This window comes from Streptosporangium pseudovulgare (genome assembly GCF_014648055.1).
Taxonomy (GTDB): Bacteria; Actinomycetota; Actinomycetes; order Streptosporangiales; family Streptosporangiaceae; genus Streptosporangium; species Streptosporangium pseudovulgare.
In genome coordinates, this window is the sequence record NZ_BMQJ01000031.1 from 1 (window position 1) to 15,409 (window position 15,409).

General features: G+C 74.6%; 14 protein-coding genes. 4 read left to right on the forward strand and 10 right to left on the reverse strand.

Annotated elements, in window-relative coordinates; genetic code table 11:
• Nucleotides 1-65: 65 nt before the first annotated feature.
• Nucleotides 66-1,034 (reverse strand): helix-turn-helix transcriptional regulator, encoded by a 969-nt coding sequence (locus IEZ10_RS35965; RefSeq protein ID WP_189250985.1) that lies wholly within the window; start codon nucleotides 1,032-1,034, stop codon nucleotides 66-68.
• A gap of 39 nt (nucleotides 1,035-1,073) precedes the next feature.
• On the opposite strand from IEZ10_RS35965, the gene IEZ10_RS35970 reads away from it, so the two are divergent.
• Together IEZ10_RS35970 and IEZ10_RS35975 are read left to right on the forward strand one after the other, a co-directional pair.
• Entirely contained in the window at nucleotides 1,074-1,274 is a 201-nt protein-coding gene (locus IEZ10_RS35970) for a hypothetical protein (protein ID WP_189251034.1), read from the forward strand.
• Nucleotides 1,271-1,720 carry a hypothetical protein gene (locus tag IEZ10_RS35975; protein ID WP_189250986.1) on the forward strand — a complete coding sequence of 150 codons (450 nt, stop codon included), beginning with the start codon at nucleotides 1,271-1,273 and terminating at the stop codon, nucleotides 1,718-1,720. The genes IEZ10_RS35970 and IEZ10_RS35975 overlap by 4 nt, the downstream gene beginning before the upstream one ends.
• 51 nt (nucleotides 1,721-1,771) lie before the next feature.
• On the opposite strand, the gene IEZ10_RS35980 is transcribed toward IEZ10_RS35975, so the two are convergent.
• On the reverse strand, nucleotides 1,772-4,210 hold the full coding sequence (locus tag IEZ10_RS35980) for a polysaccharide lyase 8 family protein (RefSeq protein ID WP_189250987.1): 2,439 nt from the start codon (nucleotides 4,208-4,210) through the stop codon (nucleotides 1,772-1,774).
• 170 nt (nucleotides 4,211-4,380) lie between these two features.
• Nucleotides 4,381-4,848, reverse strand: coding sequence for a BP74-related protein (locus IEZ10_RS35985; RefSeq protein WP_189250988.1), 468 nt, complete (start codon nucleotides 4,846-4,848; stop codon nucleotides 4,381-4,383).
• Nucleotides 4,849-5,008: 160 nt separating this feature from the next.
• Between IEZ10_RS35985 and IEZ10_RS35990 the strand changes: the two genes are divergently transcribed.
• Nucleotides 5,009-5,956: an alpha/beta hydrolase family protein gene (locus tag IEZ10_RS35990; RefSeq protein WP_189250989.1), complete on the forward strand. Its 948-nt coding sequence runs from the start codon at nucleotides 5,009-5,011 to the stop codon at nucleotides 5,954-5,956.
• Between the two features lie 95 nt (nucleotides 5,957-6,051).
• Here IEZ10_RS35990 and IEZ10_RS35995 read toward each other — a convergent pair whose 3' ends face one another.
• The 3 genes from IEZ10_RS35995 to IEZ10_RS36005 all read right to left on the reverse strand — a co-directional run bounded on the left by IEZ10_RS35995 (nucleotide 6,052) and on the right by IEZ10_RS36005 (nucleotide 8,578).
• Nucleotides 6,052-6,546 carry a GNAT family N-acetyltransferase gene (locus tag IEZ10_RS35995; RefSeq protein WP_189250990.1) on the reverse strand — a complete coding sequence of 165 codons (495 nt, stop codon included), beginning with the start codon at nucleotides 6,544-6,546 and terminating at the stop codon, nucleotides 6,052-6,054.
• A 185-nt stretch (nucleotides 6,547-6,731) separates the two neighbouring features.
• On the reverse strand, nucleotides 6,732-7,400 hold the full coding sequence (locus IEZ10_RS36000) for a response regulator (RefSeq protein ID WP_189250991.1): 669 nt from the start codon (nucleotides 7,398-7,400) through the stop codon (nucleotides 6,732-6,734).
• Complete coding sequence (locus tag IEZ10_RS36005) at nucleotides 7,397-8,578, reverse strand: sensor histidine kinase (RefSeq protein WP_229812004.1); 1,182 nt, start codon at nucleotides 8,576-8,578, stop codon at nucleotides 7,397-7,399. The genes IEZ10_RS36000 and IEZ10_RS36005 overlap by 4 nt, the downstream gene beginning before the upstream one ends.
• Before the next feature lie 193 nt (nucleotides 8,579-8,771).
• Here IEZ10_RS36005 and IEZ10_RS36010 point away from each other — a divergent pair, with 193 nt between their 5' ends.
• A complete protein-coding gene (locus tag IEZ10_RS36010) occupies nucleotides 8,772-10,022 on the forward strand; it encodes an alpha/beta hydrolase family protein (protein ID WP_189250992.1) in 1,251 nt (416 codons plus the stop codon).
• Here IEZ10_RS36010 and IEZ10_RS36015 read toward each other — a convergent pair.
• From IEZ10_RS36015 to IEZ10_RS36030, 4 genes are all read right to left on the reverse strand, one after another.
• Nucleotides 10,012-10,224 carry a hypothetical protein gene (locus tag IEZ10_RS36015; protein WP_189250993.1) on the reverse strand — a complete coding sequence of 71 codons (213 nt, stop codon included), beginning with the start codon at nucleotides 10,222-10,224 and terminating at the stop codon, nucleotides 10,012-10,014. The genes IEZ10_RS36010 and IEZ10_RS36015 overlap by 11 nt on opposite strands.
• 59 nt (nucleotides 10,225-10,283) lie before the next feature.
• Nucleotides 10,284-11,750, reverse strand: a complete 1,467-nt coding sequence (locus IEZ10_RS36020; RefSeq protein WP_189250994.1) for an MFS transporter — start codon at nucleotides 11,748-11,750, stop codon at nucleotides 10,284-10,286.
• 279 nt (nucleotides 11,751-12,029) lie between these two features.
• A complete protein-coding gene (locus tag IEZ10_RS36025) occupies nucleotides 12,030-14,111 on the reverse strand; it encodes a M4 family metallopeptidase (protein WP_229812005.1) in 2,082 nt (693 codons plus the stop codon).
• 208 nt (nucleotides 14,112-14,319) lie between these two features.
• Nucleotides 14,320-15,282, reverse strand: a complete 963-nt coding sequence (locus tag IEZ10_RS36030; protein WP_189250995.1) for a LysR family transcriptional regulator — start codon at nucleotides 15,280-15,282, stop codon at nucleotides 14,320-14,322.
• Between the last annotated feature and the right edge of the window lie 127 nt (nucleotides 15,283-15,409).

Sequence of the window (15,409 nt, forward strand, 5' to 3'; positions counted from 1 at the left end):
GGGGGGGCGGACGGCGCCCCCGTCCCGGCCTTCCCCGGAAGCTCCGGGGAAGGCCGGGCCTCCGATCAGCAGGCGGCGTAGCGGGCGGCCAGCGCGCGGGACGTCTCGGCGAGGCGGGCGCGCAGCTCCGGAGGTTCCAGCACCTCGGCGTCCACGCCGAGCGCGAGGAACGTCCGGTGGGCGTGTTCGAGCGACTCGACGGGCAGCGTCGCACGGATCCAGCCGTCCGGCTCGGTGACCCCGGTGGCGGCCAGCGCCCGGGCCGCCGCGCCGTCGAGGCCCGACGCGCCACGCGGCGAGAGGCGGACGACCGCCTCGCCCCGGTGCAGGCGGGCGTGGAAGTCCTCCTGGTGGCGCCGCCAGTGGGCGGCCAGGTCGAAGTCCCCGGGCGGCGTGAACTCCTCTTCCCGTACGGCGAGCTCCAGGATCTGGTCCACCCGGTAGGTCCGCGGCTCCGCCCCGGGGTCCGCCGCCGCGACGACGTACCAGCGGCCCGCCTTGAGCACCAGGCCGTACGGCGCCAGCCGCCGTTCGACGTCGGTCGGCTCCTTCCAGCGGCGGTAGCGGACGTCCAGCACCCGGCCGCGCCACACCGCGTCCGCGACCCGCGGCAGGAACCGGAGATCGTCGTCGGCGGCGTACCAGCCGGGTGCGTCGAGGTGGAAGCGCGCCCGCATCCGGTCGGCCTGCTCGCGCAGCTCCGGCGGCAGGGCCGCGCGCAGCTTGAGCTGCGCGGCCGCGAGGTCCTGCCCGAGCCCGAGCTGGGCGGCGGGCCCGGGGACGCCGGCCAGGAACAGAGCCTCCGCCTCGGCGGCGTTCAGCCCGGTGAGGCGGGTGCGGTAGCCGGCCAGCAGCCGGTAGCCGCCCGAGTGCCCGGCGTCCCCGTAGAGCGGCACGCCCGCCGCGTGCAGCGCCTCGACGTCGCGGTAGACGGTGCGCACCGACACCTCCAGCTCCCCGGCGAGCTGGGCGGCGGTCATCCGGCCCCGGGCCTGGAGCAGCAGGATGATCGAAAGAAGGCGGCTCGACTTCACTGACACAAGATGTCAGCGGAGCGGCCCTACGGTCCAGCCATGGCTTTCAGCGAGAGATTCCTGCGGGTGCCGCCCCCGATCCGGGTGGGCGGCCGTCACGTCAAGCGCTACCACGTCACGGCGGATCCGGCCGGCATCGAGCCGGAGGTCGAGAAGGCGGCCTGCGCCCTCGACCGGCCCGGCCTCGACGCCTACCTCGCCGGCTCCCTCCCCGAGGGCGCCGCCGGAGACCGCCCGTGAACGACTTCGACTTCCTCATCGGCACCTGGGACGTCGCCAACCGGCGGCGTACGGACTTCCTCGACGGGACGAGCGAGTGGGAGGAGTTCCGGGGCGTCTCCCGGGCCTCCCGGCACTTCGGCGGCGGGGCGAACTTCGACGAGATCGACTTCCCGGACAGGGGGTTCGCCGGGCTGACCCTGCGGCTGTACGACCCCGCGACCGGGCAGTGGTCGCTGTACTGGGCGAGCGGACGCACCGGCACGCTCTTCCCCCCGGTCGTCGGCCGCTTCTCCGGCGGCCGGGGCGAGTTCTACGGCGACGACACCTACGAGGGCACCCCGGTCCGGGCGCGTTTCATCTGGTCGGACATCACCGGGGACTCCGCCCGCTGGGAGCAGGCGTTCTCCGTGGACGGGGAGAAGACCTGGCTGACCAACTGGACCATGGTGTTCACCCGCCGCTGACCTCCCGCGGCGCCCGGGGCCGTCCCGTGCGTCCCCGCCGCGGTGAGGACGCTAGCCGAGCCGTACGGTGACCGTGTGCGAGGCGCCCGCGCGGTCCGCCAGCCGGCCCCAGGTGAGGGTGAGCCTCCGCCCGGTCACCGCGGACGTCAGGAGCGGGTGGCCGTGCGACACCGCGGAGACCGGGCGGTCCCAGGTCACGGTCAGCTCCTCCAGGTCACGCCGGGGGTCCGCGACGGTCAGCGTGGCCGTGCCGTCGCCGCGCTCCCTGACCAGCACCGCGCACGGGGCCGAGGCGGTCAGCGGCCCGGCGGTCCCGCCGCCCCAGAAGTTGACGGCGGTGACCCCCAGCGACGGCACGTGGACGCCCTGCCGGTGGCGGCTGCCGGCCAGCACGCGGACCCAGCCGGGGTCGGCGGCGCGGGCCCGGGTCGCGGCCGGGCTCGCCCCCGGCATCAGCAGGTAGAGGTAACCGGCCGAGGCGGGATCGACGCCGTGGTCCAGCCAGAGCGTCACGTAGCCCCTGGTCACCGTGTCCCCGGTCGCCGCGTCCGGCCGGGCGGCGTCCCGCGTCGCGCGTCCCTCGCCCGCCGCCACCGCGGGTCCTCCGCCCGCAGGGGTCACCGCGCGCCCGGCGGGCGGCCGCTCCGGCGCGGCCGTGCGTTCCTCGCGGAGCGTGCGCAACCGGGCGCAGGGCAGCACGTAGCCGCCGTGCCCCTCAAGGTGCGCCCAGCCCGCCGTACGGTCCACCGTGAGGCGCGCGCCGGTCCTGCGGTTGTCCACGACGGTCTCCACCGGAACGCCGTCCTCGCAGCTGATCCCGGCGCCCAGGCAGACCACGGCGTCGTCGAGGAAGAACCAGGACTTGAACGCCTCCAGTGTGCTCTCCAGGCCGGTCAGGTGCTGGCCGACCGCCGCGTACCGGCCGTCGGTGGCGCCGCCCGCCCAGCGGACCGGCGGGCGGGTGTCGCCCCACGCCGCGCCCGCGCCATCGGCGGGCCGCCGGGCGGCGACCGTCGTGCCGGGCAGGCGGCAGGGGTCCACGGTGTCCCAGAAGAAGTCGGAGTACTGGTCGCCGTGGCCCTCGGCCCACCAGTGGAGCATCCCGGAGCCGGTGTGCCAGCCGCGGAGGTTCTCACCGTTGCCGTGCTCGTAGTGGCCGATCCGGTCCGAGGCCATGCTGAGGCCCGCGCACCAGCCCCGGCCCCGGTGGACGGCGCGGGCGCTTTCCGGGAACAGCCGGTGCCCGGCGGGCTCGGCCGCGGCGGGCACCCCGTCGTCGTTCAGGAGCGCGACGAGCCGGGCGTGGAACCCAAGGTCCTCGCGTTCGGCCGCCCGCGGCATGGGCCGGACGGTGTCGCGCAGCGCCCACCCCTTGACCATGCTCCGCCAGCGGGCCCGCTCGGCGGCGGAGGCCGTCTCGCCCAGCAGCAGGACCGCCGCGGCGATCGCGCGTCCCCGGGCGTGGTCACCGTACGGCCCGCGGCCGACGGCGCGCCCGCTGACGAGGTCCATGCACAGGCCGTCGTGGACGAACGGGGCGAACGACCTCTCCACCGCGTCGAGGACGACCTGCCGGTTCGGGTCGGTGACCTCCCACGGCGAGCCGCGCAGCACCGCGAACAGGGTCGCGAGCCCCGACAGCAGCGAGGCCCCGTAGGTGCCCTGGTAGGGGACCCAGGTGTGCTGGAGGAACGATCCGTCGCGGTGGAACCCGTCGCCGTCCGTGACGTAGGGGAAGACCGGCGACAGCGCGGCGACGGCCCGCGCGGCGCCGTCCGGGTCGGCGGCCAGGACGGCGCGCAGCAGCCGCACCGTGCACAGGTCCACCCGGTTGGCCCCGGTGCTCGTCCCGTCGTAGTCGTCCAGGACGCACTCGGGCGCGAAGTGGTCCACCGCCTCCAGCAGCGCCCCGGCCCGCCGTCCCCCCAGGTGGGGGTCTGTCAGCAGGGCCGCGTCGAGGAGCGCCCGCGGGACGCCGATCCGCCAGTGCCACCAGTTGCCGGTCGCCTCGGCGCCCGCCGCGTACACCCGCCGCCGGTAGTGGTCCACGCCGTCGGCGATGGCCGCGGCGAGGCCCGCGTCGCCGGTCAGGCCGGTCCCCGGCAGCGCGTACGCGCGGGCCATGGCCCGCAGCCGGGCCGGGGTGGCGGTGAAGGAGGGGAACGGCAGGCCGGGCCAGAGCGACGACGTGCCCGGACGCATGGCGTCCCGGTGCCGCGCCGCCGCCGCGCCCAGCTCCGCCAGCCGGCTCCGGTACGGCTCGGCCGCCGCGTCGAACCCCGACCCCGCCGTGACGTCCCGCCAGGCGCGACGCAGCGCGGCGAAGGGGCCGTCCTCCCGCGGATCTCCCCGGCGGGTGCCGTCCCGGCGCCCGGTCCACGGATGTTCGGTCCACGGGCGTTCGGCCGGGGGCAGGGCCAGGGCCCCGGCCGCGACGGTCCCGCCGAGGCGGAGCAGCGATCTCCGGGAGTATCCGATCATGCCGGTCATGCCGGGATTATCACGCGTGAGACCCGTCGCGCGATCGGAACGGCCGGGAGACCGCCTGCCGGTCCGGCGGCCGACGGTGAAACGGCCGTACCCGCCCGGCGGGAGGACCGGGCGGGCACGGGACGGCGTCGCGGTGCCCGAACGGCACCGCGCCGAGGTCTTCCGGGAGGTCAGCCCGCCGGCGCGTGGACCTCCCTCAGCAGCCGCGATCCCCACGGGCACCAGTGACCGCCGGGCAGGAACGCGCCGCCCGCCTCGTCGAGATGGTCATCGACGTACCGTGGCGAGGCGTCGCACACCTCGATGGCGAGCTGGAAGAACGAGATCGTGGCCGGGTCGAGGGTGAAGCTCCAGCCGGGGTTGTAAGGAGCGGGACGCTTGACGATCCTGCCCATGACGTGGGTGCGGTCCCGCTGCGCACCGCTCAGGATGTCCCGGGCCTCCTTGATCTTGGCGGGGTCGCTGAGCTTGAAAACGAACGTGTCGGGGGCCGGCGGGTAGTCGAACTCGAAGTAGGCGTCGCCGTCGGCGGCGCGCGGGCTCACGTCGTCGGCCTGCTTCGCCGCGGCGGGCTGGGCGAGGGCGAGCATCGCGACCGCCGCGAGGATGCCGATCCTGATGGTGATGGTGCGTCGCATGGGCAGCTCCGGTGCCGTCGGGCCGTGTCCACGGCCGTTCGTGACGCAATGTAACAGTAAAGTAACTTACAGTCACTGATCCGAGGCGGCGCCACGCTGCCAGGCGGAAGGCGGACTTCCGTCTGGCGTGGAAGCGGGCTTCGATCAATAGGCTGGTCCCATGCCGACCGGCCCGCGCCCATGTGACGTCACCTTCCCGAACGGGGAGGTGACGCTGGCCGGTTCGCTGACGGTCCCCGACCGGAGCGGGGGAGCGGCGGGTGTGGTCATGGTCGGTGGGTCCGGACCGTCGGACCGCGACAACGACATCTACTTCCCCCCGATCCGGCGGCACCTGGCCGACGCCGGGGTCGCAGTGCTGTCCTACGACAAGCGTGGCGTCGGCGGGTCGTCCGGTGACTGGCGCGACGCGACCATCGGCGACCTGGCCGCCGACGCGGCCGCCGCGCTGGACTTCCTGCGCGCGAGGCCCGGAGTACGCGCCGGCGCGGTGGGGCTGTTCGGTCACAGCGAGGGCGGCTGGGTCGTCCTGCGCGCCGCCGCCGTCCGGGACGACCTGCCCTGGGTGATCACCAACAGCTGCCCCGGTACCACCCCGGCGGTCCAGGAACGTCACGCCCTGACCGGCGCCCTGCGGCGGGCGGGGGCGGACGTGGGGGACACCGACCGGACCCTGGCCCTGTACGACCGTCTCGTCGAAGCGGGACGGGACGGCGCGGACTTCGCCGCGGCGACGAGATCCGTCGACTCGGCCGGTCCGTCACCGGCGTTCGCCTCCTACTGGGCCGAGGTGGACGAGCGCCTCTGGGAGTTCCTCAGACGAAAGCAGGATCACGACCCCGTCCCGGACGCGGCGCGCCTGCGCTGCCCGCATCTGGCGATCTTCGGTGGCGCGGACGAGCTGGTCCCCGTCGCCGAGAGCGTCCGCCTGTTCGGCGCTGCGGCGTGCCGCCCGGACCGTCACCCCCGGGCGGGACTGACCGCGGAGGTGTTCCCCGGGGCCGACCATCGCGTCCAGACGAGCGGTGACGGTCTCCTGGCGCCCCACTACCTCGCCACCCTGACCCGATGGATCGGGCACCACACGCCCATGACTCCCACGTCGTGACCTGACCGGGACCGCCGAGGCGATCGGCGGCGCCTGGGACGGACCGGTCTTCGTGCTCACCCACCACCCCGAGGACGCGGCACCCGCCGACGGGATCACGTTCCCGAACCGCGACCCGGCCGGTTCAGGTCCAGCTCGCCGACGAGCTCGTCCTCGCTCTTCTCGCCGGTCGGCCGGAAACCCAGCTTCAGGTAGAACGGCTCGGGGCCGCCCTCACCCGGGTGCCAGGTCACCGTCACGCGCGTCTGCCCGCGCCTGCGGACCTCCTCGCACACCTCCCGCACCGCGAAGCTCCCGTACCCGCGGCCCTGCTCACCGGCGGCGACCGCCAGCCGCCAGAGCCCGGAGCGCGGGCGATCGTCCGGGTCGCCGGGGTTGAAACGGACGTCGAAGAAGGCCATCACGAACGCCACGAGCCGGTCGCCGTCGAAGACCAGCCGCGGCCAGGCGATGTCGGGCTGCGCGTACGCCTCGGCCAGCGAGCGCGCGACCGGAGCCACGAAGCGCTCCTGGTCGGGGCGGACCTTCAGGTCGCACGCGGCGAGGACGTTGCCCGGAGTCACCTTCTCCAGGCGAAGAGACCCTGTCATGCCGGCGACCCTACAGAGCCCCACCGGGGCCACGGCAACCGAATATCCGCACCGCCGTCACCGGCCCCGCACCGGCTTCGCCGATCATGGCGATACGGCGGGACCACCTCATGGGAGACCGCCATGCGGAAGCCCGCGACCGGAAGCCGGGGGATCGCCGGCCGGCCGCGATCGGGGCGGCGCGGTCAGAGGTCGGGGGCGGCGGGGCGGACGAAGCCGCTCTCGTAGGCGAAGACCACCACCTGGGCGCGATCACGCAGCCCGAGCTTGACCAGTACGCGGCTCACATGCGTCTTGACCGTCGCCTCGGCCAGATGCAGTGCCGCGGCGACCTCGGCGTTGGACAGCCCGCGCGCCACCTGCGTCAGCACCTCGTGCTCGCGCGCGGTCAGCTGCGCCAGCCGTTCGTCCCGCTCGGCGGGCCCCGGCGTCATCTGCGGCGCGAACCTCTCCAGCACGCGGCGGGTGACGCGCGGCGACAGCGCCGCCTCTCCCGCCGCGACGTCGCGGATCGCGCTCAGCAGCTCCTGCGGCCGTGTGTTCTTCGGCAGGAACCCGGCCGCTCCGGCCCGCAGCCCGGCGAAGGCGTACTCGTCCAGATCGAAGGTGGTCAGGATGAGCACGCGCGAGCGCGGGCTGTCGCGCACGATCCTGCGGGTGGCCTCGATGCCGTCCAGGCCGGGCATGCGCACGTCCATCAGCACCACGTCCGGACGCAGGTGCCGCGCCAGCCGGGCCGCCCGCTCGCCGTCATCCGCCTCCCCGGCCACCTCCATGTCCGGCTCGGCCTCGAAGACCATGCGGAAGGCCATCCGCAGCAGCGACTCGTCGTCGGCGATCAGCAGCCGGATCATCGTGGCGCTCCCAGGTCCAGTACCGCCAGCATCCGCCATCCGCCGTCCGCCACCGGCCCGGCGTCCAGGGTCCCGCCGTAGGCGGCCACCCGTTCCCGCATGCCCGCGATCCCGCGCCCGTCACCCCGGAGCCCGGGGCGGGCCCCGAGGGCGCCGGGTACGGCCGGGTCGCGAACATCGGTGACCTCCACCTCGGCGCGGCGCGACGACACCTCGACCCGCACATCGGCGCGGGCCCCGGGCGCGTGCCGCAGCGTGTTCGTCAGCGCCTCCTGAACCAGCCGGTAGATCGTCAGCTGGGCGGCGGCGGGAACCGCCCCGGTGTCACCGGCCACCCGGACACACGTCGCCAGCCCGGCCGCGCGCATCCGCTCGGCCAGCGGACCGAGCTCGGCGATTCCGGGCGCGGGCTGAAGCATCTCCTGGAGGCGGTCCCCGCCCGAGGTGGCGCGGTCGCGGCCGGTGCCCAGGGAGCGGCGCATGTCCTGCAGGGCTTGGCGTCCCGTCGCGGCGATCTGCTCCATCGCCGCCGCGGCCCGGTCCGGCGCGCTGTGGCGGACGTAGGCGGCGCTGTCGGCCAGCGCCACCATGACCGACAGGTTGTGGGTGACGATGTCGTGCATGTCGCGGGTCATCCGCGCGCGTTCCTCGGCGACGGCCAGCCGTGCCCGCCGCTCGCGGTCGTGTTCCAGGGAGGTCACGTACGCCCGCCGCGCCCGCATCCACAGGCCGGTCATGAGGGCGGCGGCCGCCATCGCGCTCAGCGCGGCCACCGTGAGGGGGAACCGGCCGGGCGGCGCCCAGCGGGCGGCGGCCAGCAGCACCCCGGCCTGCAGCGCGAGCGCCGCCGGCAGGGTGTGGCGCCAGGGGCGGTGCGCGGCGACCGTGTACAGGGCCGTCAGGAGGGCGGCGTCGGCGGGAAGCTGCACGTCCAGCGCCCACTGGACGGCGGCGGCGAGGCCGATCGCGCCCAGGACCGTCATCGGAGCGCGCCGTCTCCAGGCCAGCGGCGCCACCAGCGCCGTCTGCAGCGCGAGCAGCCACGGGGGACCCGCCGGCACCTGGCCGGGTCCGAGCGTGGCCAGGAACAGCGCGGCGGCGAGCAGAGCGTCGGCGGGCACGGTCGACCATCGGCTCAGCGCGGTGAGGCGGGCCGCCAGATGGCCGGCTGGTTCCATGCACGTCACCCTAGGCGTCCTGCGGGCCGGCTCCCGGTCCTCCCCGGGGATGACCGTCATCCGAAAGTCGCACGCGCGCGTGCGACCTCCGCCGCTGGCCCGCGGGCGTGCCGGGCTGCCAGCCTCGTCGGACATCCTTTTCCGTTCGAGGAGCTTTCACATGTCCTATGCCAGGAGAAACACGGATCGGACGATGGGTGCCGAGGCCACCGGCCCGTCCGCCGTTTCCGAGAGCCCGGCGTCCGCCGTCTCGAAAACCGCGGGCAAGGCCGCGGGGCTGGCCGTGCTGGTGCTGGCGGTCTCCCTGCCCGCGGCCGGCGCCGACGCCGGGAACCCGATCGGGGTGAGCCTGCCCGCGCCCGGCGGCCCCTATCCGGTCGGGACCGTGGCCATGCGGTTGGTCGATCGTTCGCGGCCCGATCCGCTGGTGGCGGCCAGGCCGTACCGGGAGTTGATGATCAGCCTGTGGTACCCGGCGGCGGGCGGCGGGCCGCTCGCGCCGCACATGGCGCCGCTGGCCGCCGCCGACTGGGACCGGCACTCGGCGCCGCCCCTGGGCGTCGCCAAGGGCGCCGTCGCCTGGGCCGCCACGCGCACCCATGCCCGCGTGGGCGCGCCGGTCGAGCCGCGTGCGGGCAAGCTGCCGGTGGTGCTGTTCGGTTCGGGGGACGGCGGGCCGCGCACGCTGGGCACCACCCTGGTCGAGGACCTGGCCTCGCGCGGCTACCTGGTCGTCACCGTCGACCACACCTACGAGGCCGACCAGGTGGAGTTTCCCGGCCGACGCCTGGTGCGCGCCCTGCCGCTGCCCGCGAAGCCGACGCCGAAGGTCATCGCCAAGCTGCTGGCCGAGCACGCGGCGGCGCGCCTGGCGGACATGCGCTACGTCCTGGGCCAGGTCGCCGCCCTGGCCCACGGCCGTCCGATCGGCGGCACGCTGCCCGCGGGGATGCTCGGCGCGCCCGACGTCTCGCGGGTGGGGGCGCTGGGACAGTCGCTGGGCGGGTCGGTCGCCGCGCAGCTGATTCGCGAGGACGCCCGCGTGGACGCGGGTGTCAATCTCGACGGCGCCTATGTCGGCCCGGTGGCCACATATGGTGTGACCAGGCCGTTCCTGCAGCTGGCGGCCGAGACCCACACGCGTGGCGGCGAGCCGAGCTGGAAGTCGTTCTGGCGGGCCTCGACCGGATGGAAGCGGGAGCTGCGCTTCAAGGGTGCGGCCCACGGCTCGTTCACCGACCTGCAGCCGCTGCTGCCGCAGATCGCGGCCAAGCTCCCCGAGGTGCCGCTCGCGGACTACGTGGGCACGATCGATCCCGGCCGTTCGGTGGCGGCCCAGCGCGCCTACGTCGGGGCCTTCTTCGACCTGCACCTGCGGGGCAGGCCGACCCACCTGTTCGAGGGCCCCGGCACCCGTTTCCCCGAGGTCTCCCTCATCCCCTGACCTCGCGGGGTCCCGGCTCGCCGAACCGGGCGGCGAACCGGGCGGCGAACCGGGCGGCGAACCGGGCGGCGAACCGGGCGGCGAACCGGGCGGCGAACCGGGCGGCGAACCGGGCGGCGAACCGGGCGCATGCCGTCGTCCGTCGCCCTGCACGGCGCCCTCCGGCCCCCGACCCCAGGGCACCGTGAGGTCCCGCGTCCACCACGCGTCCTGCGCGGCCTGAGCACGATCCCGGGGGAACGCGGGACCCGCCGTGCCCGGTCAGTGGGTCGGCTGCTCCCTGGGGGAGCGGCGGTCGGCCAGGACGTCGGCGAGGGCCACCGCGAGCGTCACCACCACGAACCCGATGGTGACGTACAGCGCGTGCCGGAACGCCGTGGCGTAGTCGCCGTGGGAGGAGGCCACCTGGGTGAAGAACGCCGAGCCGACCACGGCGATGCCGACGGCGGTGCCGATGCGCTGCCCGGTCTGCAGCACGCCCCCGGCGCTTCCGGCGTGGGCCACCGGCACCTCCGACAGGGTGAGCGTCTGGTTGGGGGAGATCACCAGGCCGCTGCCCGCGCCGGCGACCAGCAGCGGCACCGCGATCGCCCAGGCCACGTGCTGGCCGGGCACCAGCCGTACGGCGATCTCCACGGCGACGAGGCCGACACCGACCAGCACCAGGCCCACCGCCACCAGCGGACGGCCGAGCCGGGTGACGATCCGGCCGCCGAACACCGAGGCCGCGGCCGACCCCGCCGCGAACGGCGTGCTCGCCAGGCCCGCCGCCAGCGGCGAGTAGTGCAGGCCCTCCTGCAGGTAGAGGGTCAGGATGAAGAAGATCGCGGTGAAGCCCGCGAAGTAGAGCGCCGCGATCAGGGCGCCGAGGCCGTAGGAGCGCCTGCGGAACAGCGCCAGGTCGACGACCGGCTCGCCGCGCCGGGCGTACCGGCGCTCCCAGGCCACGAAGACGCCGAGCACCGCGACCCCGGCGGCCGGCAGCACCCACTTCACCGCGCCGTGCCACTCCTGGCTCTCCACCAGCGGCAGCAGGATCAGCACCACGCCGATGCCCAGCAGCAGCACGCCGACCGGGTCCATGCTCTTGCGCGGCCGTTTCTCCGCCGGTTTGGGGATGTAGCGGTAGGCCAGGACGATGGCGAGGACGCCGATCGGCACGTTGACGTCGAAGACGTAGCGCCAGCCGTCCTGCTCGCCGCCGAGGCGGATGATCACGCCGCCGAGCATCGGGCCGATGGCCGTGGATATGCCGATGGTGGCGCCCAGCAGCCCGAACGCCTTGCCCCGCTCGGCGCCCCGGAAGAGCTGCTGGATGAGCCCGCTGACCTGCGGGTTGATCAGCCCGCCCGCGATGCCCTGGATGAGCCGGGCGACGACCAGCCAGGTCGAGTTCTGCGCGATCCCGGCGGCGGCGCTGGACAGGGTGAACAGGGCGACGCCGAAGGCGAAGGCGTTGCGCCGGCCGTACATGTCGCCGAACCGGCCGGCGGGCACCAGGATCAGCCCGAAGGTGAGCGCGTAGCCGGAGACCACCCACTGCAGGTCGCTCTGCGGGGCTTCGAGGCCGGTGCGGATGGAGGGCAGGGCGACGTTGACGATGCTGACGTCCAGCAGCGTCATGAAACCCGCCACCAGGCAGACGCTCAGCGCCTTCCAGCGGCGCGGGTCGGCGGCCTGGTCGTCCCGCGTGGTCGAGATGTCTCCCTGCCGGGCCCCGGCGCTCACAGGACCGGAGGCCGGCGCGTGCCGGTCCGTCCAGCGCCGTGCCGGGTTCCGAGCGGCGTCGGCCGCGGGATGGGAGTCATCGTTACCGCCTCGTTCTCTCCGTCGGGGAGCACTTTCCGCTGTTCAGAAGCGCGTACCTACCCCTTTTCGTCAGGTCATTCACCATACCGACCATCCGGGCAGGTCACGGCGGAGAACCCGTGAGCGGAGGAGAGGAGGAACGGGTACGGCGGGCGGCCGTGGCCGCCCGCCGTACCGGGTCGCGGAGCCGTCAGCGGGTCAGGTCCGCTGCCACAGCGCCGGGACGTTCGGCGGCTCCCAGCCGGGCACCGAGGTGTGCGCCTGCAGGCACCGGTAGCCGATGCCGTTGTAGGTCACCGTGTCGCCCACGGCGTAGGAGGTCCAGGCCGCCCAGGTGCCGCCGCCCTGGCCGTCGCCGCCGACGGTGAGGGTGAGCTGCGCCGCGTGAGCGGCGTCCGCACCGGTCGCGGTGAGGGTGACCGGGTATGTCCCCGCCGGGGTGTTCGCCGAGGTGGCGACCGTGACGGTGGCGGACTGGCCGGAGCTGATGGAGGCCGGGCTGAAGGACGCGGTGGCCCCGGAGGGCAGGCCCGAGGCGCTCAGCGTGATGGTCTGCGCGTTCCCGGAGGTCACCTGGGTGGACAGCGTCGCGGTCGCCGACCCGCCGGGCTGCACCGTGGCCGAGGACGGGCTCACCGTGACCGAGAAGTCGTTGCCGGTCGGGTTCGGGGTGCAGGTCGGCTCGCCGCCCTGCGCCGGGACGCTGACGGCGGACCAGGCGGCCTTGACCGCGTTGACCTCGGTGCAGCTACCGGGGAAGAGCTGCCGGGCCGCGGCCACGGTGGCGGCGCGGGCCTTGGCGTGCGTCCACGGGGCGGTCTTGCTGTTCAGCCCGGCCATGAAGATCTGCCCGGCCTTCTGGATGCCGATGCCGGTCAGGGACGGGCCGGAGCAGACGGGGCTGGACGGCTTGCCCGCCGGGTTGCTGCCCTCGGCCAGCAGGTAGAACCAGTGGTTCTGCGGGCCTGCCGCCGCGTGCACCTCGGTGTTGGGGATGGCGGAGCTGTAGCAGTTCGGGTCGCCCAGCGCGCCCGGGTTGTACATGTTGCGGATCGGGCCGCTGCCGGTGAGGTTGACCTCCTCGCCGACCGTGTAGTCCGGCGGGTCGGCGGAGTTGGCGGCGAAGTGCTCGGTCAGCGCGCCGAAGATGTCACCGGTCGACTCGTTCAGGCCACCGGCCTCGTTGCCGCTGCCCGCGCCGCCGGACCCGGAGAACTGGAAGATCGCGTGGCCGAACTCGTGGGCCACCACGTCCATCGGTGTGGCCTGCTGGCTGCCGGCCTGGTTGCGCCCGAAGTTGGTGTAGGAGCCGTTCCAGTAGGCGTTGACGTCGGTCAGCCCGACCCGGGCCGGGTACGCGCCGCCCGAGCCGTTGAACCCGTTGCGGCCCAGCCAGGAGCGCAGCATGTCCCACTCCCGCTGGGCGGCGTACAGCGCGTCCACGCAGGCGGTCTCCAGGTCGGTTCCCCGCCCGTTGCCCCAGGAGTCGTCGGCGCCGGTGTAGGCGGCGCCGTTCTGCCCGCCGCAGCGCAGACCCGGCCGGGTGCCGTCGGTCATCGAGTAGGAGCCGCCGGAGCCGGAGGTCTGGATGGTCACCGGGTTGCCGTTGTAGAAGGAGTTGCCGGTGCCGGCGCGCACGTCGTCGTAGGAGTCGACGACCGAGCCGTCCCGGGCGTCCACGAAGACGTGCAGCACGCTCGGGACGCCGTTCGCGGCGGCGCCGGTGACCACGACCTCCCACGCCGTACGGGGCCGCGGGCCGGCGGCGTGGACGACGAGGCGGGGCGTGTCGGTGTTCTCCACGGTCGGCAGCAGGCGGCGGGCGGTGGCGGCCGCGGCGTCGGCGCCGATCTTGCTCTTCACGTCCACTTTGATCTCGGCCTGCTGGCCCGAGACCACGGACCCGACCTGATCGCCCGTGCCGTCGGTGGCGACGATCACGTCGCCGCCGTAGACCGGCAGCCCGCGGTGGGTGCGCGCGTAGGTGAGGTACTGCAGGCCGCGGGTTCCGACGATGGTCCTGGACAGGGTGAAGGTGTCGTCGGGGCTCTTGAACAGCGAACCGGACCTGGCGGAGAGGGCGTCGGCGGCGCTGGCGGCCGCGCGCCTGCGCGCCTCGGGGCCGGGCGGCGCGAACGCCGGCGGGTCGGCGGGCGCGGTGCGGGCGGCGGGGACCGCCTGCGCGGCGGCGGCGGGGACGGCGGCGCTCGCCGCCGGGCCCGTGGTCATGGCGACGGTCGCCAGTACGGCGACCGCGCCCAGTTTGGCCTTGGAATTCACGCGGGGTGACTCCTTCTCGGTTTCCCCTGGGGGGTGGAGGGACACGAGGAGCCCGGGACGCCCGGTGGCGGGCCCCGCGGGGGCGGGAGCCCCGCCGGGAGGCGTTCCGACGGTTCGGGCTGGACCAAAACTGACATCGCCGCAGCGGGCCGAGTACCCCACGAAATTGCATAACCCGGCCATATGGGGAAGGCGGGACGGATGAACCTCAGGTCAGCGAGGCGAGCGGGCCGTGGCGGTCCAGCCACGCGGCGTAGACCGGGGAGCGGCCCACCTCGGCCCAGTAGGCGGCGGTGACCGCCTGGACGAGCGCGGCGGAGTGCGGGGCCACCGGACCCAGTTCGGTCCATCCGATCATGTGGCGGAAGCGCAGCGGGGTCCCGGTGAGGGGCCGGATGGCGATCCCGGGGTAGCCCTTGCTCGTCGCCTGGAACATCCCCACGCACCGGGCCGAGGCGATGAGGTCGAGGGCGAGGCCGAGATCGGCGGAGTAGGCGATCTGCGGCGTGAAGCCCTGCCCGGCGCAGGCCGCCCAGAAGTGCTCCCGGTGCCCGGTCTCGGCCAGCGCGTGCAGGCTCCAGTCCTCGGCCGCGAGATCGCGCAGCTCGATCTCCTCCCGCCGGGCGAGGGGGTGGGACTCGGCCAGCCCGACGAAGATCGGCTCGACGGCGACGCCCGCGTACCGCACGCCCGGGGGCGGCGACAGCTCGTGCCCCGGGTAGTCGCCGAGGGTGGCCAGCTCCAGCCGCTCGGACTCCAGCAGCCCCGGCAGCAGGTCCATGGCCTCCTCGGTGCGGACGACGACGTCGGCGCCGGGCAGGAGCTCCCCGAGGCACTTGATGACGTTGATCGCCAGGTGGCTGGACATGCAGCCCACCCGGACCGTGATCCGCTCGGCGGCCTGCCCGGCGTAGCGCATGCCGTCCCGGCGCAGCTCGTCGAAGGCGGGCAGCAGCGAGCGCGAGCGCACCAGCACCCAGGCGCCGAGCTGGGTGGGCCGGGCTCCGTCCCGGCCCCGCTCGAACAGCGGTCCGCCGAACATCCGCTCGATGCGCCGCAGCTGCGTGGCGAGCGCCGGCTGGGACATCTTCAGCGTGGTCGCCGCCTTGGAGATGCTGCCCGAGTCGGCGATCGCACATATCGCGCGTAGATGACGTACTTCCAGGTCCACACCGGCAGATTAATAGTTAATAATCTTTCCGATAAGCCTTGTGACGGAAACGCCGGGAAACGGTGTCCCGGCCTGGCCGCGCGGCCGGACGGGGAAGGCGGGGCGTGGCCGCGTGCGGCCCGTCCGG

Excerpts from the sequence above, each read along its gene's own strand:
- IEZ10_RS35970 (WP_189251034.1), top strand. The coding sequence starts at position 1,074 with ATGGCTTTCAGCGAGAGATTCCTGCGGGTGCCGCCCCCGATCCGGGTG.
- IEZ10_RS35980 (WP_189250987.1), bottom strand. The coding sequence starts at position 4,210 with ATGACCGGCATGATCGGATACTCCCGGAGATCGCTGCTCCGCCTCGGC.
- IEZ10_RS35985 (WP_189250988.1), bottom strand. The coding sequence starts at position 4,848 with ATGCGACGCACCATCACCATCAGGATCGGCATCCTCGCGGCGGTCGCG.
- IEZ10_RS35990 (WP_189250989.1), top strand. The coding sequence starts at position 5,009 with ATGCCGACCGGCCCGCGCCCATGTGACGTCACCTTCCCGAACGGGGAG.
- IEZ10_RS35995 (WP_189250990.1), bottom strand. The coding sequence starts at position 6,546 with ATGACAGGGTCTCTTCGCCTGGAGAAGGTGACTCCGGGCAACGTCCTC.
- IEZ10_RS36000 (WP_189250991.1), bottom strand. The coding sequence starts at position 7,400 with ATGATCCGGCTGCTGATCGCCGACGACGAGTCGCTGCTGCGGATGGCC.
- IEZ10_RS36005 (WP_229812004.1), bottom strand. The coding sequence starts at position 8,578 with ATGGAACCAGCCGGCCATCTGGCGGCCCGCCTCACCGCGCTGAGCCGA.
- IEZ10_RS36010 (WP_189250992.1), top strand. The coding sequence starts at position 8,772 with ATGGGTGCCGAGGCCACCGGCCCGTCCGCCGTTTCCGAGAGCCCGGCG.